This is a genomic window from Duncaniella sp., assembly GCF_029056165.1.
Taxonomy (GTDB): Bacteria; Bacteroidota; Bacteroidia; order Bacteroidales; family Muribaculaceae; genus Duncaniella.
Genome location: NZ_JAIDBW010000029.1, coordinates 82,543 through 105,579, shown reverse-complemented (window position 1 = coordinate 105,579; position 23,037 = coordinate 82,543). Strand labels below are relative to the sequence as shown.

17 protein-coding genes, 1 rRNA gene and 2 pseudogenes are annotated in these 23,037 nt (G+C 48.1%); 9 read left to right on the top strand and 11 right to left on the bottom strand.

Going from position 1 to position 23,037, the window contains the following annotated elements:
• A 16S ribosomal RNA gene (locus K2G41_RS06270) occupies positions 1–826 on the bottom strand; the annotation flags it as partial.
• Between the two features lie 672 nt (positions 827–1,498).
• Here K2G41_RS06270 and K2G41_RS06265 point away from each other — a divergent pair.
• Entirely contained in the window at positions 1,499–2,371 is an 873-nt protein-coding gene (locus K2G41_RS06265) for an N-acetylmuramoyl-L-alanine amidase-like domain-containing protein (protein ID WP_300116505.1), read from the top strand.
• Between the two features lie 22 nt (positions 2,372–2,393).
• Here the strand turns inward: K2G41_RS06265 and K2G41_RS06260 are convergent, their stop codons facing one another.
• Together K2G41_RS06260 and K2G41_RS06255 are read right to left on the bottom strand one after the other, a co-directional pair.
• Positions 2,394–3,665 carry a sigma-54 dependent transcriptional regulator gene (locus K2G41_RS06260; protein WP_300116503.1) on the bottom strand — a complete coding sequence of 424 codons (1,272 nt, stop codon included), beginning with the start codon at positions 3,663–3,665 and terminating at the stop codon, positions 2,394–2,396.
• A 91-nt stretch (positions 3,666–3,756) separates the two neighbouring features.
• Entirely contained in the window at positions 3,757–4,605 is an 849-nt protein-coding gene (locus tag K2G41_RS06255; RefSeq protein WP_300116501.1) for a lysophospholipid acyltransferase family protein, read from the bottom strand.
• Between the two features lie 236 nt (positions 4,606–4,841).
• Between K2G41_RS06255 and K2G41_RS06250 the strand changes: the two genes are divergently transcribed.
• Complete coding sequence (locus K2G41_RS06250) at positions 4,842–6,032, top strand: pyridoxal phosphate-dependent aminotransferase family protein (RefSeq protein WP_300116499.1); 1,191 nt, start codon at positions 4,842–4,844, stop codon at positions 6,030–6,032.
• A gap of 301 nt (positions 6,033–6,333) precedes the next feature.
• Here the strand turns inward: K2G41_RS06250 and K2G41_RS06245 are convergent, their stop codons facing one another.
• Complete coding sequence (locus K2G41_RS06245; RefSeq protein WP_300116497.1) at positions 6,334–7,323, bottom strand: YitT family protein; 990 nt, start codon at positions 7,321–7,323, stop codon at positions 6,334–6,336.
• A gap of 371 nt (positions 7,324–7,694) precedes the next feature.
• Here K2G41_RS06245 and rplM point away from each other — a divergent pair, with 371 nt between their 5' ends.
• The 7 genes from rplM to K2G41_RS06210 all read left to right on the top strand — a co-directional run bounded on the left by rplM (position 7,695) and on the right by K2G41_RS06210 (position 14,243).
• Complete coding sequence (gene rplM / locus K2G41_RS06240; protein ID WP_300116495.1) at positions 7,695–8,174, top strand: 50S ribosomal protein L13; 480 nt, start codon at positions 7,695–7,697, stop codon at positions 8,172–8,174.
• Positions 8,175–8,181: 7 nt separating this feature from the next.
• Entirely contained in the window at positions 8,182–8,568 is a 387-nt protein-coding gene (gene rpsI, locus K2G41_RS06235) for a 30S ribosomal protein S9 (RefSeq protein WP_297072391.1), read from the top strand.
• Between the two features lie 235 nt (positions 8,569–8,803).
• Positions 8,804–9,634 carry a 30S ribosomal protein S2 gene (gene rpsB, locus K2G41_RS06230; protein WP_300116493.1) on the top strand — a complete coding sequence of 277 codons (831 nt, stop codon included), beginning with the start codon at positions 8,804–8,806 and terminating at the stop codon, positions 9,632–9,634.
• 51 nt (positions 9,635–9,685) lie between these two features.
• Positions 9,686–10,678, top strand: a complete 993-nt coding sequence (tsf, locus tag K2G41_RS06225; protein ID WP_300116492.1) for a translation elongation factor Ts — start codon at positions 9,686–9,688, stop codon at positions 10,676–10,678.
• Between the two features lie 272 nt (positions 10,679–10,950).
• On the top strand, positions 10,951–12,048 hold the full coding sequence (locus tag K2G41_RS06220) for a sensor histidine kinase (RefSeq protein WP_300116490.1): 1,098 nt from the start codon (positions 10,951–10,953) through the stop codon (positions 12,046–12,048).
• Positions 12,049–12,064: 16 nt separating this feature from the next.
• A complete protein-coding gene (locus tag K2G41_RS06215; protein ID WP_300116489.1) occupies positions 12,065–12,793 on the top strand; it encodes a LytTR family DNA-binding domain-containing protein in 729 nt (242 codons plus the stop codon).
• 475 nt (positions 12,794–13,268) lie between these two features.
• The gene (locus tag K2G41_RS06210) at positions 13,269–14,243 is read left to right on the top strand and encodes an SDR family NAD(P)-dependent oxidoreductase (protein ID WP_300116488.1); all 975 of its coding nucleotides are present in this window, start codon (positions 13,269–13,271) and stop codon (positions 14,241–14,243) included.
• Between the two features lie 134 nt (positions 14,244–14,377).
• Here the strand turns inward: K2G41_RS06210 and K2G41_RS06205 are convergent, their stop codons facing one another.
• From K2G41_RS06205 to K2G41_RS06180, 7 genes and pseudogenes are all read right to left on the bottom strand, one after another.
• Positions 14,378–15,118 (bottom strand): porin family protein, encoded by a 741-nt coding sequence (locus K2G41_RS06205; protein WP_300116486.1) that lies wholly within the window; start codon positions 15,116–15,118, stop codon positions 14,378–14,380.
• A 6-nt stretch (positions 15,119–15,124) separates the two neighbouring features.
• On the bottom strand, positions 15,125–17,002 hold the full coding sequence (locus tag K2G41_RS06200) for a LysM peptidoglycan-binding domain-containing protein (protein ID WP_300116484.1): 1,878 nt from the start codon (positions 17,000–17,002) through the stop codon (positions 15,125–15,127).
• Positions 17,003–17,337: 335 nt separating this feature from the next.
• Positions 17,338–17,592, bottom strand: coding sequence for a type B 50S ribosomal protein L31 (locus K2G41_RS06195; RefSeq protein WP_107033022.1), 255 nt, complete (start codon positions 17,590–17,592; stop codon positions 17,338–17,340).
• A 123-nt stretch (positions 17,593–17,715) separates the two neighbouring features.
• Entirely contained in the window at positions 17,716–18,969 is a 1,254-nt protein-coding gene (locus K2G41_RS06190; RefSeq protein ID WP_300116507.1) for a M64 family metallopeptidase, read from the bottom strand.
• 111 nt (positions 18,970–19,080) lie between these two features.
• Positions 19,081–19,371: pseudogene (locus K2G41_RS12385) on the bottom strand (thrombospondin type 3 repeat-containing protein); the annotation flags it as partial.
• 372 nt (positions 19,372–19,743) lie between these two features.
• A pseudogene (locus K2G41_RS06185) lies at positions 19,744–20,619 on the bottom strand (hypothetical protein); the annotation flags it as partial.
• Positions 20,620–20,741: 122 nt separating this feature from the next.
• Complete coding sequence (locus K2G41_RS06180) at positions 20,742–22,841, bottom strand: pectate lyase (RefSeq protein ID WP_300116481.1); 2,100 nt, start codon at positions 22,839–22,841, stop codon at positions 20,742–20,744.
• Positions 22,842–23,037 lie beyond the last annotated feature (196 nt).

The window sequence follows — 23,037 nt, the reverse complement described above, 5'->3', positions numbered from 1 at the left end:
TATTCATCGTTTACTGCGTGGACTACCAGGGTATCTAATCCTGTTCGATACCCACGCTTTCGTGCATGAGCGTCAGTCGGGCGCCGGTATGCTGCCTTCGCAATCGGAGTTCTGCGTGATATCTATGCATTTCACCGCTACACCACGCATTCCGCATACTTCTCGCCCACTCTAGGACGCCAGTTTCAACGGCACGACGGGGTTGAGCCCCGAAATTTTACCGCTGACTTGACATCCCGCCTGCGCACCCTTTAAACCCAATAAATCCGGATAACGCTCGCATCCTCCGTATTACCGCGGCTGCTGGCACGGAGTTAGCCGATGCTTTTTCTTCGGGTACTCTCGAGGCCGGACACGTCGGGCTCTTTGCTCCCCGACAAAAGAGGTTTACAACCCATAGGGCCGTCTTCCCTCACGCGACTTGGCTGGTTCAGCCTCTCGGCCATTGACCAATATTCCTCACTGCTGCCTCCCGTAGGAGTCTGGTCCGTGTCTCAGTACCAGTGTGGGGGACCTTCCTCTCAGAACCCCTACGCATCGTCGCCTTGGTGGGCCGTTACCCCGCCAACTAGCTAATGCGACGCATGTCCATCCGTAGCCGGAATCGCTTCCTTTAATCCCCCGGAGATGCCTCCGGAGGATGTTACGCGGTATTAGACGGAATTTCTTCCGCTTATCCCCCTGCTACGGGCAGGTTACATACGTGTTACTCACCCGTGCGCCGGTCGCCGGCGGGAGGATTGCTCCTCCCCCGCTGCCCCTCGACTTGCATGTGTTAAGCCTGTCGCTAGCGTTCATCCTGAGCCAGGATCAAACTCTTCGTTGTTGTCTATCTTTTTTTCTTTTCTTTTCTATAGTTATATAGAGCAGGAAAGCTTAACAAAAAGACCGACTGCTGTTCTGTTCTTTTTTTTGCTTTCACAGAAACGCCAACCGGAAGTCTGCCGACCCGGAGATGTCCGTTAATCTTTATTGCGATTGTCTGTAGAATTGACAGAGGTCATCTCAAAATGACTCTTGTACTACTTTCAATGTCTATTGTAATTCTTTCAATGTTCTCTCGTCGCTTTCTCGTAAGCCTCGCGCCTCAGCGTTCAGCGGAAAACTTTGCAAAGTTACGAACTATTTTCGAGACTCGCAAATTCTTTTCGAGATTTTAACTTTTCTTTAACACTTCAGCGGTAAACCGTTTTCATATCAAATCTGTTATCCTCTCTAAGTCTACCGCCGCTGCGGGGGCTTGCTTCTCAAAAGCGAGTGCAAAGGTAGGCACTTTTCTAATTCCCTCCAAATTTCTATAAGCATTTTAACATAAATTTAACACTTCGACTTATTTTTCTATATTCAATACACACATTTTCACATTTAACAGCCATCAAGGATAGAAATTCACAAAGCTTTCAATCAGCAGGATTTGGCCATGAATCAGGAAATATGTAATTTTGGGGGAGAAATAAACCAATCGCCCATCTCCATATAAATAAAAAAGGATAAGATCATGAAAAAATTTGCCACATTATTATATATAGCATTCATGCTGACAGCTCCAGTTCTCCACGGAGCAGCTCCTGAACAAATAAGATGGCACAATGAAGCAGCCGATACGACAGCCATAACAAAATTTCTAATAAAGGCTACGGATTTCGGCGCATCAAATCCAAATGAGCTAATGGAGTTCATTGGGCGACAATTCATAGACACACCCTATAAGGCCGGTACTCTTGAGAGCCAACCGGAAGCTCTAACTGTAAACCTTGAAGAATTTGACTGCACAACATTCATTGAGACCGTAACCGCTCTTGCACTTACAGTCGAAGAACATAAGAATTCATGGCAGGATTTCATTGACAATCTCGAAACCATCAGATATCGTCAGGGAGAGGTTAACGGCTACTCGTCACGCTTGCATTATTTCAGTGACTGGATCGTCTCAAATACCCATCGGGGAATAGTGCGCGAAGTTACAGACCGTATTCCACAATCAGATTCCCAAATAAAGACGCTTGACTATATGTCGCGCAACCGTTCGTCGTATCCGGCATTAGCTGACGACGCAGAATATGAGGCCATAAAGAATATGGAAGTCGGATTCCGTTCACACCGCTTCCCGTACATAAAATCAGGGCGCATCGCGGCCAAACCGATACTTTCGTCACTGAGAGGAGGCGATATCATAGCCTTTACCACTAAAAAAGATGGCCTCGACATAAGCCATGTCGGTATTATCGTAATGGAAAAAGATGGCCCCCGACTCCTGCACGCATCTTCACGTGAAGGGAAGGTGACCATCGATAAACTTTCTCTCGCAGAGTATCTGAAAAAATCGCCCGCTATAACAGGCATAAGAGTGATCAGACTGCAGGCTCAATAAAGAAACCGAGATCCAGATCGGTTTATAAATCTATACCGTAATCCTTAATCTTGCGGTATAGTGTCCGCTCTGATATACTAAGCTCACGAGCTGCTTCCTTACGTTTCCCCCCGTTGCGTTCAAGGGCACGCCGTATGGTGTCGCGCTCAGTATCCTCCAGTGTCAACGGCGAGGACGTTTGGCCGGCATTTCCATTGTCAGAATTCATGCCACGCGCAGAGTCAGCGGGCAGTGGAGATGAGAACGGCTGAAATTTAACGATGGAACGCACCGGCACTCCGGCCTCAACGCCGGCCACTTCCTCTACAGGCTGAAAGCTACCCTGAGGAGCGATCTCTACTCCACCGGCCGACAATTCATCAATCCGCGCGTTGAGCGACTCAATCTGCCGTTGCAACCGAAGGATCATTCCGAACAGCGCATCGCGCTCCGCCGAATAATCGTGCGATCCATCCGGACGAGCAGCAACCGGGCTATAGTTGACCGATCCGTCAGGCAAGAATGACCTCACTATCTCTCCGTCGATTGAATTACCGGACTCAAAAAGTGCGATCTGCTCTACGATATTTTTCAGCTGCCTCACATTTCCCGGCCATCTGTAGCGCATGAGCATCGCCCTCGCCGACTCATCGAAAGAGACGGGTGGCATCGTGTATCGCTCGGAAAAATCCGCTGCAAACTTCCTTGCAAGAAGCGAGATATCATTTCCGCGTTCGCGCAGTGGCGGAATATGGATGGAGACGGTTGACAATCGGTAATAAAGATCCTCTCTGAACTTTCCTTCCGCCACAGCTTTAGCCATATCGACATTCGTCGCAGCCACTATGCGGACATTTGACTTCTGAACCGTGGAAGAACCGACCTTTATAAATTCACCGCTTTCAAGCACACGAAGCAGGCGAGCCTGAGTGGTGAGCGGCAGCTCACCGACTTCATCAAGAAATATCGTTCCTCCATCGGCCTCCTCGAAGTAACCCTTACGCGATGAGATCGCACCGGTAAACGACCCTTTTTCATGACCGAAAAGCTCGGAATCAATCGTACCCTCCGGTATAGCTCCACAGTTGACTGCTATGTACTTCGCATGCTTACGTGGAGAAAAACCGTGGATAATTTTTGGAAAAAATTCTTTTCCGGTACCGCTCTCGCCTGTCACGAGCACCGACAGATCTATCGGTGCGACCTGTATCGCACGCGAAATAGCAGCAATCAATCCCGGCGCGTTACCGACAATGCCATACCGCTGTTTGGCCTGCACAATCTCGGCAGGCAATTCCTGTAGGTTAAGCTGCATATCTATAAACCTTTCGACAACTTAAATCTTATACCGTAAAACAATATTATTTTTTCACGACGATCCGACACACGGACATCATTCAACGTCATCACTTTATCTTTTGAAGCGAATAAGTGCGTTCGCGCAGGAAATCGCCCAATTCTTTCAGTGATCCGCTGTGAGCCTCAAGCTCCTCGACCGAGATAGGATCGCCTACAGAGATGTGGAGCGTATCGTTCTTGCGGCGGAACACTTCGGCTGGGAGTCGCAATGTACGCAGCTGCCAGCTTACGATGCCGAGGAAACGGAACCACCAACTGTTATATCCGTGGAAAAAGATGGGTATTACCGGAACTTTCAACTGCTGGATCAGGCGAATGATGGATTCGCGCCATTCGCGGTCCTCAAACTTCAGATGCTTGTTGTAGTTACCAACGGCACCGGCAGGAAAGAATCCGATCGGGTGTCCGCGGCGCACCTGCACTATCGCCTCCTTTATGCCCTTCATCGACACGGCTTTTTTTGCAGGATCATCGCTCGCAGTCTGATCCACCGCGATGAAATTGGGGCGCATCGCAACGATATAATTCAGAATCATATTTACCATCACTTTGAAATCGGGACGACGACGGCCCACAATATCAATCAGCGTTATACCGTCGAGTGCGCCAAAGGGATGATTGCTTATGGTGATGAATGCGCCTTCCGGCAGATTGTCCAACACCTGCTCGTTGTCAATCCTGAGCTTGATATTGAGATCCGTCAGAAGTCCGCGGCAGAACTGAGGGCCGGGAGTATCGAAATTATGGTCATGAATCCAGTTGACCTTATCAATGTCGAGGACCTTCATGAACCATTCGACAAGCCGTCTCTTTCCCTTGAAAAAGGGAGCCATCTTCACTATATCGTCATAGTCAAGCACCGTGCGCTTGACATCATTTGTTTCAGTAGTTTCCATTTAGAAGCTGTTTTTCAATATAATTGCAAAATTAACAAAAATCCTTTAAATCGGCGTCACCACTGCCCGGCATAAGCCAAAAATCCTTTAGAGACTTAGGTTAAATAGCCCTGTTTTGTAAAATTAACAAATAAAACGCGCACAAAAAGTATAAAAATGTGAAAAAATTCCTAACTTTGCCCTCCGCAAATTAAGCTATCGTCAATCAGATTAATCGCGGAATCAAGTTACCGATTATGAATTTACTACAGAAGAAACTATCCCAATACACCGCGCCGCAGCAAGCTAAGGCGGCCGGAGTCTATCCCTACTTCCGCGCCATTTCAAGCGAGCAGGATCCTGAAGTCATCATCAACGGTAAGAAAGTGCTGATGTTCGGCTCCAACTGCTACAGCGGTCTTGTCAATGACCCTCGAATAAAAGAAGCAGCAATCGAAGCTACCCGCAAATATGGCACAGGATGTGCGGGTTCTCCATTCCTCAACGGCACTCTGGACATCCATAAGGAACTCGAAGCCAAACTTGCCGAATATATGGGCAAGGAAGATGTGATGATCTATTCAACCGGCTTCGGTGTCAACCTCGGTGTAGTCTCCGCCCTCACCGGCCGCGAAGATTATATCCTTTGGGATGAGCAGGATCACGCTTCGATCATCGAAGGACGCCGTCTGTCATTCAGCCAGCAGCTCAAATACAAGCATAACGACATGGAGTCGCTTGAAAAGCAGCTCCAGAAATGTGACCCTGACAAAGTCAAACTCATTGTCAGCGACAGTGTCTTCTCTATGGAAGGTGACGTTGCCAACATCCCCGCCATGGTTGAGCTTGCAAAGAAATACGATGCAAGCATCATGATTGACGAGGCACACGGTATCGGTGTGTTCGGCGAAGGTGGTCGCGGTCTCGTTCATCACTATGGCCTCGCCGATGACGTGGATCTCATCATGGGAACATTCTCCAAGTCATTTGCTTCGCTCGGAGGTTTCATTGCCACCAATAAGGAAATCACCAACTTCCTCCGTCATCATTCACGCTCCTACATCTTCACAGCCAGCATCACTCCCGCATCTACCGCTGCGGCTCTCAAGGCTCTTGAAATCATGCAGAGCGAACCCGAACGTCAGGAAAATCTCTGGAAACTCACCAATCACGCACTTGAAGGCTTCCGCTCACGCGGATTTGAGATCGGTCACACCTCGACCCCCATCATCCCGCTCTTCATCCGTGACGACTTCAAGACATTTGCCATCACGCGCGACCTTCTCGAAGAAGGCATCTTCGTGAATCCGGTGGTTTCTCCGGCCGTTGCACCCACCGATACTCTCATCCGCTTCTCGCTCATGGCTACACACTCGATGGAACAGGTCGATCGTGCGCTTGAGACTATCACCCGTATTTTCAAGAAATACGATATACTGCACGACTAATCCCTCCCTACATAAATATAAAATTGATCCCACAGCTTGCTCACGCATTCTGTGGGATTAATTTTAAACCTTTAAAAGTTAAGGCGCATCCGCTTTCACCGCAGATGCGCCTTAACTTTGATTGTCTCATTTAAAATAAATAAAAAATAAGTGAATCATAGACAATCCAAATATCCATAAACAAAATCAATTAGATCAAGTAAAGGCCGGAGTATAGGGATGCGAATATTTCTATTCTCTGCAAAGATAGTATTTTTTTATAATCCCACAAAATTTCCGACCGACTACTTAAAATTTATCGCTATTTTTCTAATGATTCTGCTAATTTAACATCCATTTTCCCATCTACGCAAAAACAAGCATCGTACGCCTCAACATCCTCTGCGTCGAGCTTCTTGCTAAGCTCTTCATCAGCCTTGAGCTTTATATTGTCAAAACCCTGACCATAGACTCCATTGACATTAGCCTGCGTGATGAAAGCATTAGGATCGACATCTTTTACGATACGGAAGATGGTGACCGACTCGATCTTCCTGCTCACAATCAGAAGGATCTTTACAGATTGCTTCGTGTACCATCCCATACCGTCAAGCACCGTCACACCGCGCCGTCCATACTTGTTGACAGCCGTCGCAATCTTCTCCCAACGCTTCGAGATGATGATGAACTGCACCGCCTGACGGTTGGTATTGATCATGAGATCCACCATATATGTAACAAAAAACAGCACTATGAAACCATAGACCACAGTAGTGACATTATGGAAAAATAGATAGCTCGACGATATGATCGCAAAATCGACATAAAGCATCGTGCGGCCAACAGTGACGTTGGTCCGTTTGGCCACTATCGCTGCCACGATATCCGTTCCGCCTGTGCTACCGTTGTGGATGAATACAATTCCAAGTGCGACGCCCGCCAAGACCGATCCGATACATACGCTCATGAATGGCTGATCGGGAATAAGCGGACCGTCGAACAACGAAGGCATCAGCGTGACCACAAGCGACACAGCCGTCGCTCCATAAATCGTCTTATAGACGAACGTATGCCCGACAACCCTCCAAGCGATCGCAAGGAGTACAAGATTGATGGCATATTGAGTTATACCGATCATATACACATTTCCCGTAAGGAAATACACGATCGTTCCGACACCGGTTACACCACCGATGACAACCTTCTCCGGAAGAATGAAAGCCGAAAAACCGAAACCATACAATATCACAGCAAGTGTGATCATCACGTAGTCACGGCTCGACATCCAGAGTTTTTTTCTTGAAAAAGCCATAAATGCAAACTGCTGATTGATTTATATTACGGCACAAATTTAAGTTTTTTAAACATCTTCTCCAAATAGCTGAAATCACTGTCATCACTGCTCTTCACCCCTACCCTGCCACCATTATATTATAAATATGTACTAAAACCGCTCCGTTTTGTAATGATTCTTTGCACCACACCTACACTTGATTTCCAAAATAAACCGCGACACTAAATTGTTAAAGATTCATAAAACATCTTTGCTAATCACCGGAAAATGACTACCTTTGCAGACCGATTATGTCCAATTAATAAACCCGGTCGCTTCCGGCAGACGCTTTTGGCCAAGCCAAGCCTTGATGCGACCAAAAGTAACTTTCTATTAATTAAACATTTAACGTGGATACTTTAAGCTACAAGACCATTACTCCCAACGCCGAGAGCGTTGAACACAACTGGGTCGTTATCGACGCTACCGATCAGGTACTCGGTCGCCTTTGTGCCAAAGTCGCCCTTATCCTCCGTGGTAAGAACAAGCCCAGCTACTCACCCAACATCGAGTGCGGCGACAACGTAATCATCATCAACGCCGACAAGGTTCGTCTCACCGGCAAAAAGTGGACTGACCGCGAATATCTTTCTTACACCGGCTATCCCGGAGGTCAGCGTGTCGCTACCCCTGAGATCATGATGAAGAAATCACTCAACAAGCACCTCAAACCCGGCTACCATCCCCTCTTCACAAAGGTTGTGAAAGGTATGCTTCCCAAAAACCGCCTCGGTCGCGCCATCATCGGCAACATGCACGTTTACAATGGCCCCAACCATCCCCACGAAGCGCAGAATCCTATTGTTATTGACATCAACAAAATTAAATAATTGAAGAATGGAATCAGTTAATGCAGTTGGCCGCCGTAAAGCTGCCGTAGCTCGCGTGATCGTTAAAGAAGGAAACGGTCAAATCACCATCAACAAACGTCCCCTCGATGTTTACTTCCCCTCTTCCATCCTTCAATATATCGTAAAGCAGCCCCTGAGCACTCTCGAAGCAACCGAAAAGTACGACATCAAAGTCAACCTTAACGGTGGTGGCTACAAAGGTCAGGCCGAAGCTCTCCGTCTCGCTATCGCACGTGCCCTCGTGAAGATCAATCCTGAGGACAAGCACGCACTCCGCGTCGAAGGCTTCATGACCCGTGACCCGCGCGTCGTTGAACGTAAGAAGCCCGGTCGTCCCAAAGCACGCAAGCGCTTCCAGTTCTCCAAGCGTTAATCCGATCCCCTGTCGGGAGACCTCGATTTCGATTCTCACATATTTCCTGTTTGCCGTGTCAGGGCATAGAGCCTGAAAACAACCGACTGCAGGAACATCTGACCATCATCTTGAATTCTCCCATTTCACTCAATCTCCTCAAGTGTTTAGTATCTAAACCGCCGAGATGGACACGTTCCCTACTCCCCGGTTGTAATTTTTCAAAGAACGTAAACAACACCACCAATTTCTTAAAATGTCAACTCCCAATTTTGACCAACTCCTCGAAGCAGGCTGCCATTTTGGCCACATGAAAAGAAAATGGAATCCTGCAATGGCTCCTTACATCTTCATGGAGCGCAACGGTATCCACATCATCGACCTCTATAAGACTCAGGCTAAGCTTGAAGAAGCTGCAGCAGCCCTCCGCAATATCGCTAAGGGTGGCAAGAAGATCCTCTTCGTCGCTACCAAAAAGCAGGCTAAGGAAATCCTCGCTGACAAGGCTCAGAGCGTCAACATGCCCTACGTGATCGAACGCTGGCCCGGTGGTATGCTCACCAACTTCCCCACCATCCGCAAGGCTGTGAAGAAGATGACCTCCATCGACAAGATGCAGAAGGACGGCACTTTCGACAACCTCTCTAAGCGCGAGAAACTCCAGATCTCACGTCAGCGTGCAAAACTCGAAAAGAACCTCGGTTCTATCGCCGACCTTAACCGTCTTCCCTCTGCTCTCTTCATCGTTGACGTTTGCAAGGAGCACATCGCTGTTGCTGAGGCAAACCGTCTCGGTATCCCCGTATTCGCTATTGTCGATACCAACTCAGATCCCTCAAACGTTGATTTCGTGATCCCCGCAAACGACGATGCATCAAAGTCAATCGAGCTCATCCTCGACACCGTATGCTCTGCCATCAGCGAAGGTCTCGAAGAGCGTAAGGTAGAAAAGGCTGACGAGAAAGCTGCCGGCGAAAATGCCGACGCTCCCCGCCGCAACGAACGCCGTCGCGTTAACCGCAAGGAAGACAACGAAGGTGAAGTTGTAGCTGAAGCTGAAGTTACCGAGACTGAGGCTGCTGAATAATTCAGCTGTTAATCCAATTAATCACAACCATTCTAAAAACTCCCAGATATTATGGCAGTAACAATGGCAGACATCACCAAGCTGCGCAACCTTACCAGCGCAGGTCTGATGGACTGTAAAAAAGCTCTCGCCGAAACTGACGGTGACATCGAAGCAGCCGTTGAGATCCTCCGCAAGAAGGGTCAGGCAGTAGCAGCCAAGCGTGAGGACCGTCAGGCTTCCGAAGGCTGTGTAATCGCCCGTACTGACGGCACTTTCGCAGCTGTTCTCGCTCTCAACTGTGAGACTGACTTCGTAGCGAAGAATGCAGGTTTTGTGGCTCTTGCCAACAAACTCATGGATCTCGCTATGGCCAACAAGTTCAAGACTGTTGAAGAGCTTAAAGCCTTCACTGTTGACGGACAGACTGTAGCTGACCTCATTACTGAGGAAAGCGGTAAGACAGGCGAAAAGACCGAGATCGGTGCTTACGAAGTAGTTGAGGCTCCCACTACAGCTGCTTACAACCACTTCAACAACAAGCTCGCCGCTATCGTAGGTTTCAACCTCGAAGGTGTTGACGAGCAGATCGGTCGTGAAGTCTGCATGCAGATCGCCTCTATGAACCCCGTTGCTGTAAGCCGCAACGATGTTCCTCAAGCCACAATCGATCAGGAGATCGCTGTAGCAGTTGAAAAGACTAAGCAGGAACAGGTACGCAAGGCCGTTGAAGCCGCTCTCAAGAAAGCCGGTCTCAACCCCAACCACTTCGACTCTGAGGACCACATAGAATCCAACATCTCTAAGGGCTGGATCACTGAAGAGGACGCTGCCAAGGGCCGCGAAATCATCAAGGTTACTGCAGAGGCTAAGGCTGCTAACCTCCCCGAAGCAATGATTCAGAATATTGCCAACGGTCGTCTCAACAAGTTCTTCAAGGAATCATGCCTCATGGAGCAGGAGTACGTTCAGGACAGCAAGCTCACTGTAGGTCAGTTCCTCGACAACACCAAGAAGGGTCTCGTTGTAGTTGCCTTCAAGCGTGTAAACCTCAATCAGGACTAATACAATCCCAATCCTGAAAGTCATAACAACGCAATAAACCCCGGACGGTTACCTCGCTGATCACCATCAGCCCGGTAACCGTCCGGCCTTTTAACACATATTGTTATTTATCCGATATCCAATCATCCTCATCCGCTTAGTCGGTGAAAATTATCGGCTTGTCCAACATATTTGCAAGTCACCGGGAAATATCTTACTTTTGCTTGTAATGACAGTGATAGTCAACCACTGCATTTAGTTTTCAGGCAATAACCAATCTCAGAGTCACAGCCATGCGAGAAATACTAACCCGGCAGCGGGTCACGACGTTCTTTACCCACCTGCTCTGCATTATAATCCTCTTCGTCCTGCCGGAACTTCTGACCAGCCTTGCCAATCCCGGACGTCCGCTCAAATTATGGATGTACACCAAGACATTCGTATTCATCGGTGTGTTTTATGCCAACTATTACGGCATTATCGAACGTTCGCTCGACAAGCCCCGCCACTTCCTGCGCTTCTTCGCCTACAATTTTATTCTTATCCTCGTATCACTTGGACTGATATATCTTATCTGGCGTTTCAAGGGTCATCTCGGCGGCCGTACCCCGCTCCGCAATCAAGTGGCACCTACCGAATGGATGTATCTTGCCAAGGCTGCTGGAATGCTCTCACGTGACCTCGTGATGCTCATCCTCGTTATCGGATTTGCCACCGCACTCCGCCTCGGTGACATGTGGATCAAACTTGACCGCCGCCGTCAGGACCTATTGAATACACAGCGTGAGGAAGAACTCAAAAATCTCAAAAGCCAGCTCAATCCCCACTTTCTCTTCAACACCCTCAACTCTATCTACGCTCTCATAGCCATCTCACCTGATAAAGCGCAGGCAGCCGTCCACGAACTAAGCCGTCTGCTGCGCTATGTGCTCTACGACACCTCAGCCACAGTAAGCCTCGGACAGGAAATAGCGTTCATCGACAATTACATCAATCTGATGAAACTCCGCCTCAATCCTGCCATACGTCTCAATGTCACTCTTGATGGCGGTAACGATGAAAACATCCGGATAGCTCCTCTCCTCTTCATAACTCAAATAGAAAACGTGTTCAAGCACGGCATACACACACCCGACATTCCGCTGGACATCTCTATTACCGCCCATGGTGGACAAATCGTCTGCCGCACGTCAAACGGACTATCACCCTCGGATCAACAACCCGTTACGCCTGAGAATCCGGACGGCGGAATCGGGCTTGCCAACCTCCGTCGGCGTCTCGACCTGATCTACGGAAATGAAGCCGATCTAAACGTCAGCTCGGATAATGATCACTATACAGTCACCCTGACGATCAATACCTCGGCAACAAATCTTATCACCAATCCTTAAAGCTCAACCAACCTCTATGTCACTCCGCTGCTGCGTCATTGATGACGAACCCCTTGCCTCCGGCCTCATAGCATCATACATCGAAAAGACTCCCTTCATGGAATTGGTAGGTGAATACTCATCACCAAAGGATGCTATCTCCACTATCCTCAACAACAACATCGACGTTGTATTTCTGGACATACAGATGCCTCAGCTCAACGGCATCGAATTTGCCAAAATCATTCCTCAGACCACGCGCATAATTTTCACTACGGCTTATTCAAACTATGCTGTGGATGGTTTCCGCGTGAATGCTCTCGATTATCTGCTGAAACCAATCAGCTATGAGGAATTCCTCGCAGCGGCCAACCGCGCGCTCAACTGGCACGAGATTACCCGACGTGCCGATCCTGCCGGAAGTTCCGACACCATCCAAGGCGATTACATCATTCTTAAAAGCGAATACAAGCTTGTACAGGTAAAAATTGATGATATCATGTATGTGGAAGGGCTGAAAGATTACGTGAAAATCTATCTGGATGGAACTGAAAAAGCCATAATGACACTCCTCAGCATGAAGACCCTTGAACAGAGCCTACCGCCTGAACTCTTCATGCGTGTTCATCGCTCGTTCATCGTCAATCTTTCCAAAATCAAGGTTATCGAACGTAACCGCATTGTGTTTGGACGGACGCAGATACCTATTTCGGACAGCTATAAGGAGGCATTCTCCGAATACATTTCCCGCCGTACTATCGGATAAGCCATCTCATCTATCCATGCTGAGATCCACAAATGACAACAGAGGGTCAGTCATCACGACCAACCCTCTGTTGCTTTATACTTAATCCGCCTTTTCCCGGCGGAGTAATTACAAATAGAAGCTAAATTAATCTCGTATTACTTATGAGTCTCTTGTTGACTCTCACTTATATGACGCTTTTACCCCTGCAATAGTTACTCGCTCCGTCATGTTTTTGCTTAATTTAACATCTATCCATACATTTTTAGTAATCTATCACCATGCCTACACCTGAGTCTGGAGTAAAGACCATATCAGCTTAGAGAAAAATCATATTGCTGATCTATGAAATATCTATAAATCCGTGAAAACATTATATTTATCTACAACGTTCTAAATACCAAAAGGAGTAATATTCCCTTTGCCGGATCACAACCTCTCCTCTCCCCCCCTCCTATTTTATTAATTCAACCCTTATCCTTACTCATACACATTTATGAAACGAATCGTAATCATGGGCGCAACCTCAGGCATAGGTCTGCGCGTTGCTGAAATATTCGCAAAGGCCGGATGGCACGTTGGCGCGGCCGGACGCAAAGAAAAGGTTCTGCGTAAGCTTCAGTCCGATTTTCCCAACCGCATACGCTATGCACAGATCAACGTCGATGAACCTGACGCCGGTACTCATCTGCGCGACCTCATCAGCCGACTCGGAGGCATGGACATCTACTTCCATGTAGCCGGAATCGGTTACGAAAACGAAGCCTTGACAACTGACCACGACACAGCGACAGCACAGACCAATGTGGTTGGTTTCACGCGCATGATCGACACCGCCTACCGTTACTTCCGTTCACATGGCAAGCGCGGACGCATAGCAGCCATTACTTCAGTCGCAGGAACAAACGGCATAGGAGAACTCGCTTCATACTCCGCCTCAAAGAAATATCAGCAGACGTATCTCACTGCGCTTGATCAGCTCTCACGTATGCAGGGACTCGACATATCATTCACGGATATCCGTCCCGGATGGATACGCACACCTCTCCTCAACCCCGACCGCATCTATCCGATGACCATGAGCCTCGATCATGCAGTCGTAGGTATAGTCCGGGCTATCATAGCAAGAAAACGTGTCTGTGTAGTTGACTGGAAATGGAACCTCCTCGTGGGTGCATGGAAATTGGTCCCCAACCGTATCTGGGAACGCCTACCCATACATGTATCAGCTTCAGCAACTCCTGTCGAGGACAAGATCGCAAGCAAAATCGAAGCCAAGCTTCAGAAACCCACCGCTCCGGCTGCTGTCGCTGTTCCCCAACCGTTGACAGCCGAACCTGAAAGAAAAGACGTGACAAAGGCGAAAACAGCATCGAAACCGGCAACAGCATCGAATGCACAAACAGTTCCGGGAACTGAATCAGAAACGGAAGCAAAACCTGTAGCCACAAGCCCCGAAAATCCGGCTTAAAGTTCTTTACACGGACACGACGTGCCGCGTATGCCCCCGGTGGATTACATCCTTAAAACAAGGTCTTCCTAAGCAAGGATAACCCAAAAGGATACCACTAAAAATGGCATACGCGGCACGCCGCGTCAAAAAAATTATTTGACCCTTATCATGTACTTCAGCGTCACCTCGATCGACTGATTGCGCGAGGCTGCGAAGAAATCACGCTTCGAATCCTTATAAATATTTCCTAATCCGAAATAATATCGTCCTTCGAGCATGAAGGAATGCTTTCCCTTAACGATAACCTCAACTCCTGCACCTCCGGCAATACCATAGTCGAACTTCCGCTCGATCTCCTTGTTGAGTTGCTCATTCGTGCGGTAACCTTGCGGAAAATCAGGTATGGACTTATAATTTTCATAGTCAAAATTGGCCGAGATCGAATTTGAGAGCATAAAACTCACCTCCGGGCCAAGATTGAAAAATCCACGCACTTTATTGGAACCGAAATAGATATGTGTCAGCAGTGGTATCGACACATAATTTAGAGTACGCGTATAGTTGAACTGCGGAGCTTCATCACGGACGAAATCTTCATCCCAGCCACGCTGAGTGAAATTTATCTCCGCGATCAAGCCGAAATACTTCTCCTCCGTATAGCGGGCAGCTAAACCCATCGTCATTCCTTGCGTGAATTTCTGATGCACTTCCGGTGAGAACGACATGCGCGACAGCGTAGCACCAGCCTTTCCACCAATGGCAAAATTAGGAGAATACTCACGCTGAGCAGACATCCGGCAGGGCACAACCAGAGATGCAAGCACAATCACCCCGACGGCAAAGGTCCGCAGGGAAGTGAACGAGACCGACTGAATCAAGCGACTATTCACCATACTTTATCAAAGATTAATCTTTTCGACAAGACCACCGGGACGATAGTTGACTATGTAGAGCAATGAGTTGCAATCGCCTGACGCTCCTTCAGGAACTGAGAAACTGAAACCATTCTGAACGCCGTCATATCGCGCACCGGAATCCTTGAGATAATTGAACACAAACATACCTGTGTCGAATCCGAGAAGACCCTGCCGCGGAATAGCATTCTCCATTCCCGCGCCATACCATCTCTTGAATTTCTGTTCTATATCCTTTGACCGAGGAGCATCCTCATCGTCAAAAAAGCGGGAATAGACATAAGTGTTAAGATTATGCATATTCGTCAGCGTCTCGCCTCTGAAGGTGATCCATTCGGGGTAGCCCATCACTTTCACAAAAGGAGTTATCGCCTCATCACGCCACTCGATTATGGCCGGAAGAAGACGGTTGACATCGCTCTGGCGGCCGGATGTCGGCACAAAGGTGTAGTTACCTTCAGCGGGAAGAGACTTGAGATCATTCTGCGTCAGACGTCCATCGGCATTTATGGTCTTATAGGCAATTCCGCGCCCGTCAAGAGTCTTTTTGAGCGCATCCACAAACTCTCCCTTGTCATTGAGTCCGTCAGAGAGCGTAAGGAATACCGGAGTCGTACCGCCCATACGGTCGGCGAATGCATTGACAGCCTTGTCAAGCATAAGACTACTCGGAATATTACCCTGCATGACAGCGGGATTGGTCCGGTAAGTCTCATCGCGGACAATAAAATTATTGAGCACCTTTATGTTGTTGACGCGACCGAACTCACCGAGCATGGCAAATTGTTCGAGATTGTCGGGAGCTATGATCATCCGGTGAGTCTTTAACTCCGGATTGGCAATGATCTCATTGACCTTTGCTGTAGATCCCTCCGTATCATACACGCTTATGCGCACAGGCTGACCGTTGTTTCGCAGACTGTCAGCTGCAATCAGCAGACCCTTGTAAAACTCAGTGTAGCGTTGCGCACTCTTGGCAGGATTCTCCTCATTGAGCATGAACGGAAGCACTACGGCCACCGACAGTTCAGTCTGTTGGGGCGTTACACCTGAAGCCGTCGCAAGTTCCTCTACACTGACAGTAGCCGTTGAATCATTTGCCACACTCAACTCGCCGGGAATTGAGGGGACTGCTGAAACAACGGGGGCGGTCACATCCGCCGGAACATTCTCCACAACGTTTTCAACAGTCATCGCAGCCTGCTGTCCCGGAATTGTCAGCACCTGTCCTTCACGGAGCACAGTGATACCCGGATTTGCGGCTTCAAGTTGCGCCACGGTTATTCCGTGAGCATTGGCAATCGAGTAAAAAGTCTCTTTTTTCTTAACTATATATCCCTCATCGATCACAGGTGGAGTCACAGCTTTCTCGGCAGCCGACGAATTAGTAACAGCAACGGCAACATTCCTGTCGGGCACAGTAAGATGAAGCGTCTGCCCGGCTTTAAGCCCCTCGCTGACGATCGGATTCTGGTCTATCAGATCCTGTGTCGAGATCCCATACTTGGTGGCTATTCCATAGATGGTCTGGCCCTTTTCCACCTGATGCGTGATCATGGTTACACCGGGCGTAGCTGTTGTCGGAGCAGAGCTTGCGTGATCATTACCATCGACAGGGAAAAAGAGGATCATCCCCGCACGCAGGCCGTCGGCCACAGTCGGGTTGGATTGGACAAGTTCATCCTTGGTAATGCCGAGACGGTGGCAGATCGAATAGACAGTCTCCTTTGGAGCGACCTCATAATAATGATAGATATGTCCATTGACCTCACGGGTAGGCAGGTCATTCACCGATGCACTGATCAGACCGAATGATGACCATGACATGAGGAGAGCAAGAATGCTCAGACGAGAGAATTTCATATATGGAATATAAATTTCAAGTATAAACTTTTACTGCGGAACTGCCTAAACTTACTACAAGTTAAGATTTCGCGTTTGTTTTTGATCAGTTCTAAAAGTTTGAATCAGTTCAACTGCAAATTTACGGAGAATTATTAAGACGGCAAAGCATTTGCAAGCCCAAGAAACACCGACCGGGCAGATGATTTCATGACGAACCCTAACTATTGCCCGGATTCATCAATGCTATTGTCCGGACGCAACACGCGCTTCATATTCACCGGATTATATCTCGGAAATATGAAGCGCGCGTTATGCTTTGAAGCAATGATGTGCCTCTGATTGAGGAAGCAGGATTACTTCTTCTTGCGGTTACCGTAGCGGCTCATGAACTTATCCACGCGACCTGCGGTATCGACAAGCTTCTGCTTACCTGTGAAGAAGGGGTGTGACGAGCTGGTGATTTCAAGCTTGACCAGAGGATAGGTCACGCCGTCAACTTCGATAGTTTCCTTAGATGCGACAGTAGAACGGGTGATGAAGATTTCATCGTTTGACATGTCCTTGAATACTACTTCGCGGTAGTTGGAAGGATGGAGATCTGCTTTCATTTTGTTATCTGGAGTTTTTGTTGTCAATTTTACCGAAAATGCGCTGGTAGGGCGCGTGGATTCGTAATGGCGGTGCAAAGGTAAGGATAAAAATCGATTTAGCAAAAATCTATTATCTTTTTTTCATTCACTGACGTAGAAATCAATGAGATTAGCCAAAGCCCGTTGACAAGCCGGACAAAAAACAGGCCATTCGTTATCGCGCATCCTGCACCGGTCCGCCGGACGATAGACGCCTTTGAACGAATATCCACCACCTTCATACAGACCGACCGGATACTTGTCAGCATCCTTGACAGGAGTCGGCACAGGCGTTCCCTCTGCCAAAATTGGTTTCCACTTGCTATCAAAATCCACCAATGTGGTGATATTAGGCTCCCACGGCTCGACATCAAGAGGATAACTCTCCTCCATCACATCTCCCTCGTAGAAATATTCATCGGCAAGTCCTCCGAAGCTATGACCGAACTCATGGACAACGACAGGGCGGAAATTCTTGTGGCGGGCCGTGGTCAATGTATAGCTGTTGTAGATACCACCTCCACCGTATTCATCGGTATTCGCCAGTATAATTATATGTTCGTACGGAATACCGGCGATAGCATCGTGAATATCCTTGACATGGAGCGTCGTCAGATAACGGTCAGAATAGAAAGTGCTGAAATTTGATGAAAATGCTGTCGATTTCCAGTCACCTAAACGCGGGACACTTACACCTGAATCATCCGAGGGAGTGGCCACAGCGACAAAATTGAATTTCGAAGCACGGCTCTTGAACGGTTCATGTGACAGGATGGACTCTACAGCAACCTCGGCATGGCGGTAGAAACTATCCATCTCCGCCTCCGTGTAGCCTTCGGCAAGAATCGCCACATCTATAACCTCAGCCGGATCACCGCCACGGTGTATGTAGCGGTGCTCCGGGACTTTCCCCTTCCCCTTGACGGCAACGAGAATATCTTTCGGATCAAAGCGGTGTTTCATCGAAGTCATAGTCTCGTGACGGCTGTCAAGCAGATCTATCGATATCACCGCCGGCTCTTTGGGATAAGGCAGGAGCACTGTATGCTCGAATGCCTTGGCTGTAGATGCAGCTTCATCCGTGGAGAGCCACTCATGATATAGCGACGAAAAGGATGTCTGGTAGAGTGTGTCGCCTGTAGCCTCCGAGCATACCGTTACGATGCCTCCGCCTTGACGCGGGAGACCCGAAAGGTTGTGGCGACGTCCGGCCCATCCGTCGGTCACCGACTGATCCGAAAGATGGACTCCACGTCCACCGTCGGGAGTGGCGGAAAAAAGATAGTCGAGCCGTAGAGTACGGTCATCGAAATTCTTATCAAAGTTTTCTGAAGAAAACTGCTGCTTTCCATCCATGAGTTTCCCGTCGGCAAGTCCGGCTTCCATTATCGGAGCGACTATTGAGTTCAGATAAACTTCAAGATTTGTATATCCCGATTCAGTCACAAGATTTCCGTCGGCAGGATTTTTTGGATCAAGTCCGTGTGATTTCTCCCACTTGTCCGGCATTCCGTCACCATCAGTATCTCGCTCCGCCTTTCCGCCTTTAAGCGCAGGCCATCCCCGGCTTCCGTCGGGATAGACCACCTGATCCTGCGAATCGATTATACCGTTGTTGCCGAAACTCGCCTTTCCGTCACGGGCATCGCTGATCACGGTTTCATCGTAGGCATCACGTCTGAGCGATGCTCCGGCGCATGCAAGCACAAGCTCATAAGCTTTATCGGCAGAGTGAGTGGTCGTATGGACATATTCCATAGGAACATCCATCCGAATCTCACGCTCGATCCGGTCATCCCAGTAATTGTCAAATTCTTCGGGGCGTATCTGATCCACCACTCCGAGTTTCCAATTATCAGAGCCGACGGCTGCAATCTCATGGTTGACATTACCCTGTACATAGAAATGTCCCCACTTATGAAGCATAGGAACCCAGACATTCCAACCCACTTTCATTTTCTCTCCGTCGGCATCAATACTGCTGTCGGTCATGTCTATGTCAAACACACGGCCACCGATCGAAACCTGATTACGGCCGTCGGACGGAGTGCCTGCACGCAGACCCTTCACATCGTCGCGCGTCACGTCCGCACTAAAACGCCGGTTGTAATCATGGGCGAGACCACGGGTGTTGAGGCAATAGCGCACCGTGCGTATGCCCGGACTCGCAATTCTTTCAGGATTGACGTTATTAGTAGCTCCGGGACGGAAATAATTATTGACTATATTGACCGTCATTCCCTCGCCTCCGTAGCATCCGTTAGAACCGTAGTTATAGATGACATTGTTTCGGAGATCCATACGTTCGTCAGTCTGCGTGTAAGGACTTGGGCCGAGGCGGGGTGTGCGCGAGACGTGATGAGCCAAAAGATTGTGATGATAGCTCGCTCCGCTGCCACCCCAGTTACCGCCATAACCGTGAGCACCCTTCTTATGACCGCTGTTGTGCAGACTATGGGAAGCTATACACCACTGCACCGTGCAGTCAGTCATGCCATAGACCGACAGACACTCGTCGATACTCCAGCTCACCGAGCAATGATCCACCATTATATTACGGTGGTTACTGCCACCAAGGCCGTCACCCTCGTGATGAGCCATCTGACGGTCTCCGAGACGGAAACGCATGAACCGGATTATCACATTGTCCGCACTGATCAGGAAAGGATAATCAGCTATACACACTCCATCGCCCGGAGCCGTCTGACCGGCTATCGTGACATCAGGATTCTCCAGACGCAGATGTGATTTCAGGAATATAGTACCTGCAACATCAAAAACTATGGTACGCGGACCGGACTGATTGCAGGCATAACGGAATGATCCCGGTTGGTCATTATCCTCAAGAGTGGTGACATGATAGACCGTTCCCCCACGACCACCAGTGGTGTAACGTCCGAAACCCTCAGCTCCGGGGAAAGCGGGAAGCTGGTTTGCCGGGACTCCAGCTGTCAGTAATCCGCAGCCGAGAGTCAGGGCCGTGATGAATGTAGTGATTTTACGCATATTTTCTTTATATTAATGCCATTGTAGGGACACATTTACGATCCGTCCGTATCAAGTCAGCAGACTTATCAGACATCATCGAAATGTATCCCTACAACGGAATTATGCCGATTTAATTACTATCAGCGTACAATAAATTTCTTACCGTCACGGATATAGACACCGGGCAGAAGCGGCTCTTTCACCTCAATACCCATGATGTTGTAGATCTTGCCATTGCCGGCCGCCTGGTCCATCTCGATCTCCTCGATAGCAGAATTCTCACCCTTGAGCGTATGAAGTGTAAATTTCAGGACTACTTGTTTACCAGACGGGGTGAACGTGAACGAGTTACTTACAGGAGTAGCGAATTTATGCTCGTGAGTGACATACTGGTTCTCACCCCCGACCTTCTGCGGGAAGATATAATCCACAGAAGAACCGTTAATTTCAGAGAACTTCGAATCTTCACCGTCATAATTATCATAACCATATATGGTCATGCCTTCCACAGACATATCTTCAGGCAGTTTCACTGTATATTGGACACCGACAGAATATTTGATGCAATCTTCTTTACCGGTTGCATAACCCTTACCTTTGGTGTTAGTGATGATAAAACCACCATCAAAGGCCATGTCTGTCGTACCTCCTGCGTAAGTCGATACGGAAAGCTCATAATCTTGGCGTGAGACATCATCGTTACTTCCGTTGTCATAAACCGGAAGCTCCACTGCAGGATCTGCGAATGTAAGAGTTCCGTTAAGCATCTTACCATCGCTATTACAATTTGCCATTACATCAGCCACAAGAGAGTTCATATAGAACTCTAAATTGGTGTATCCGTCCGATCCGGTCTTTGCTCCGTCAGAAGCATCTTCAGGATTCATACCATTTGCGATTTCCCACTCATCGGGGATACCGTCACCGTCGCTATCCTTTTTAGCTTCTTCACTCTTCAGTACAGGCCATCCGGTAGTACCATCTGAATATTTAATTTGATCCTGAGAATCAACAATACCATTCTCTCCGAAAGTAGCGACACCATTTTTGACATCGTTAACTATTATCTCGTCAAGCGCATCGCGGTGTAAGGAAGCTCCTACACCGGCCAGAACCTTTTCATAAGCTTTTTCGGCCGAATGGGTTGTAGTATATACATATTCTATCGGAAGATCAAGACGCATCTCACGTTCTACGTCCGAATTAAACGTATTATCACATTTCGAGTTATCAATCTCATTACGTATTCCGTAAGTCCAGTTGTCATTGGAAACTGTAGAATAAGTAGGATTAACGTTGCCTGTCACATAGAATGTACCCCATTTATGCCACATCACATCCCACTGATTGGGAGAAGAGGTATTATGACCGGTATAGTCCGACGTACGGACACCGACACCGGCTATACGCTGGGGATGATTATTTTTCTGCGGGCCTACTTTATAGTAGTTGTTCACAATGTTGACGTTCATGCCTTCACCGCCATAACAACCAAGGCTACCATGATTATAGATCACATTGTTACGCATATCCATCCTTTCGTCCGTCTGCGTACCGGGACGCGGACCGAGACGCGGAGTGCGCGATGCATGATGGGCAATCAGATTGTGGTGATAGCTTGCTCCACTACCGCCCCAGTTGCCACCATAGCCGTGGCTTCCCTTTGAATGTCCGGAATTTCTCAGACTCTGGGCGGCAATACACCATTGAACTGTGATGTTTTTGCTTCCATAAACGGACAAACATTCATCAATACTCCAGCTGACTGAGCAGTGGTCGATCATAACGTTCTCGGTATCCATTCCACCGAGACCGTCTCCCTCGTGATATGCAACATTTCTATTGCCTACGCGGAAACGCATAAAGCGGATGATGACATTCTTTGCGCTAATAGTAAAGGGATAATCCGCAATACAAACACCGTCACCGGGAGCTGTCTGTCCGGCAATCGTAACATTGCCATTTCTCAAACGCAGCTCAGATGTCAGAAAAATTGTTCCCGAAACATCGAAGACAATCGTACGGGCACCTGACTGATTACATGCGTAGCGGAACGATCCCGGCTGATTGTTATCCTCAAGTGTAGTGACATGATAGACTTTACCCCCACGTCCACCGGTAGTGTAACGGCCGTAGCCCTCCGCACCGGGGAAAGATTCGAGACGGTTTGTCGTCTCGCGTGCGGATACTCCGACTGTGCAGAGCACGGCAAGAGCCGAAAAAAGTAATGATTTTTTCATACTTGATGAATGGTATAGAGATTTAATTTATTTTTTGATTTTAAGATTAAGCTTCAGTACAATAAGGTCGGTATTTTATGACTCGATATTTACTAAATGTTACTATATCAGTGTGCAAATATAGTTTTTTTATCCTATTTATCAAAAATTTAATCAGCTATCAACCTGAAAATACCGTATTTTTAACATCATCTAC

Excerpts from the sequence above, each read along its gene's own strand:
- K2G41_RS06200 (WP_300116484.1), bottom strand. The coding sequence starts at position 17,002 with ATGAAATTCTCTCGTCTGAGCATTCTTGCTCTCCTCATGTCATGGTCA.
- K2G41_RS06195 (WP_107033022.1), bottom strand. The coding sequence starts at position 17,592 with ATGAAAGCAGATCTCCATCCTTCCAACTACCGCGAAGTAGTATTCAAG.
- K2G41_RS06215 (WP_300116489.1), top strand. The coding sequence starts at position 12,065 with ATGTCACTCCGCTGCTGCGTCATTGATGACGAACCCCTTGCCTCCGGC.
- rpsI (WP_297072391.1), top strand. The coding sequence starts at position 8,182 with ATGGAATCAGTTAATGCAGTTGGCCGCCGTAAAGCTGCCGTAGCTCGC.
- K2G41_RS06245 (WP_300116497.1), bottom strand. The coding sequence starts at position 7,323 with ATGGCTTTTTCAAGAAAAAAACTCTGGATGTCGAGCCGTGACTACGTG.
- K2G41_RS06205 (WP_300116486.1), bottom strand. The coding sequence starts at position 15,118 with ATGGTGAATAGTCGCTTGATTCAGTCGGTCTCGTTCACTTCCCTGCGG.
- K2G41_RS06265 (WP_300116505.1), top strand. The coding sequence starts at position 1,499 with ATGAAAAAATTTGCCACATTATTATATATAGCATTCATGCTGACAGCT.
- K2G41_RS06180 (WP_300116481.1), bottom strand. The coding sequence starts at position 22,841 with ATGAAAAAATCATTACTTTTTTCGGCTCTTGCCGTGCTCTGCACAGTC.
- rpsB (WP_300116493.1), top strand. The coding sequence starts at position 8,804 with ATGTCAACTCCCAATTTTGACCAACTCCTCGAAGCAGGCTGCCATTTT.
- K2G41_RS06190 (WP_300116507.1), bottom strand. The coding sequence starts at position 18,969 with ATGGATGGAAAGCAGCAGTTTTCTTCAGAAAACTTTGATAAGAATTTC.
- K2G41_RS06260 (WP_300116503.1), bottom strand. The coding sequence starts at position 3,665 with ATGCAGCTTAACCTACAGGAATTGCCTGCCGAGATTGTGCAGGCCAAA.
- K2G41_RS06255 (WP_300116501.1), bottom strand. The coding sequence starts at position 4,605 with ATGGAAACTACTGAAACAAATGATGTCAAGCGCACGGTGCTTGACTAT.
- K2G41_RS06210 (WP_300116488.1), top strand. The coding sequence starts at position 13,269 with ATGAAACGAATCGTAATCATGGGCGCAACCTCAGGCATAGGTCTGCGC.
- K2G41_RS06250 (WP_300116499.1), top strand. The coding sequence starts at position 4,842 with ATGAATTTACTACAGAAGAAACTATCCCAATACACCGCGCCGCAGCAA.
- tsf (WP_300116492.1), top strand. The coding sequence starts at position 9,686 with ATGGCAGTAACAATGGCAGACATCACCAAGCTGCGCAACCTTACCAGC.
- K2G41_RS06220 (WP_300116490.1), top strand. The coding sequence starts at position 10,951 with ATGCGAGAAATACTAACCCGGCAGCGGGTCACGACGTTCTTTACCCAC.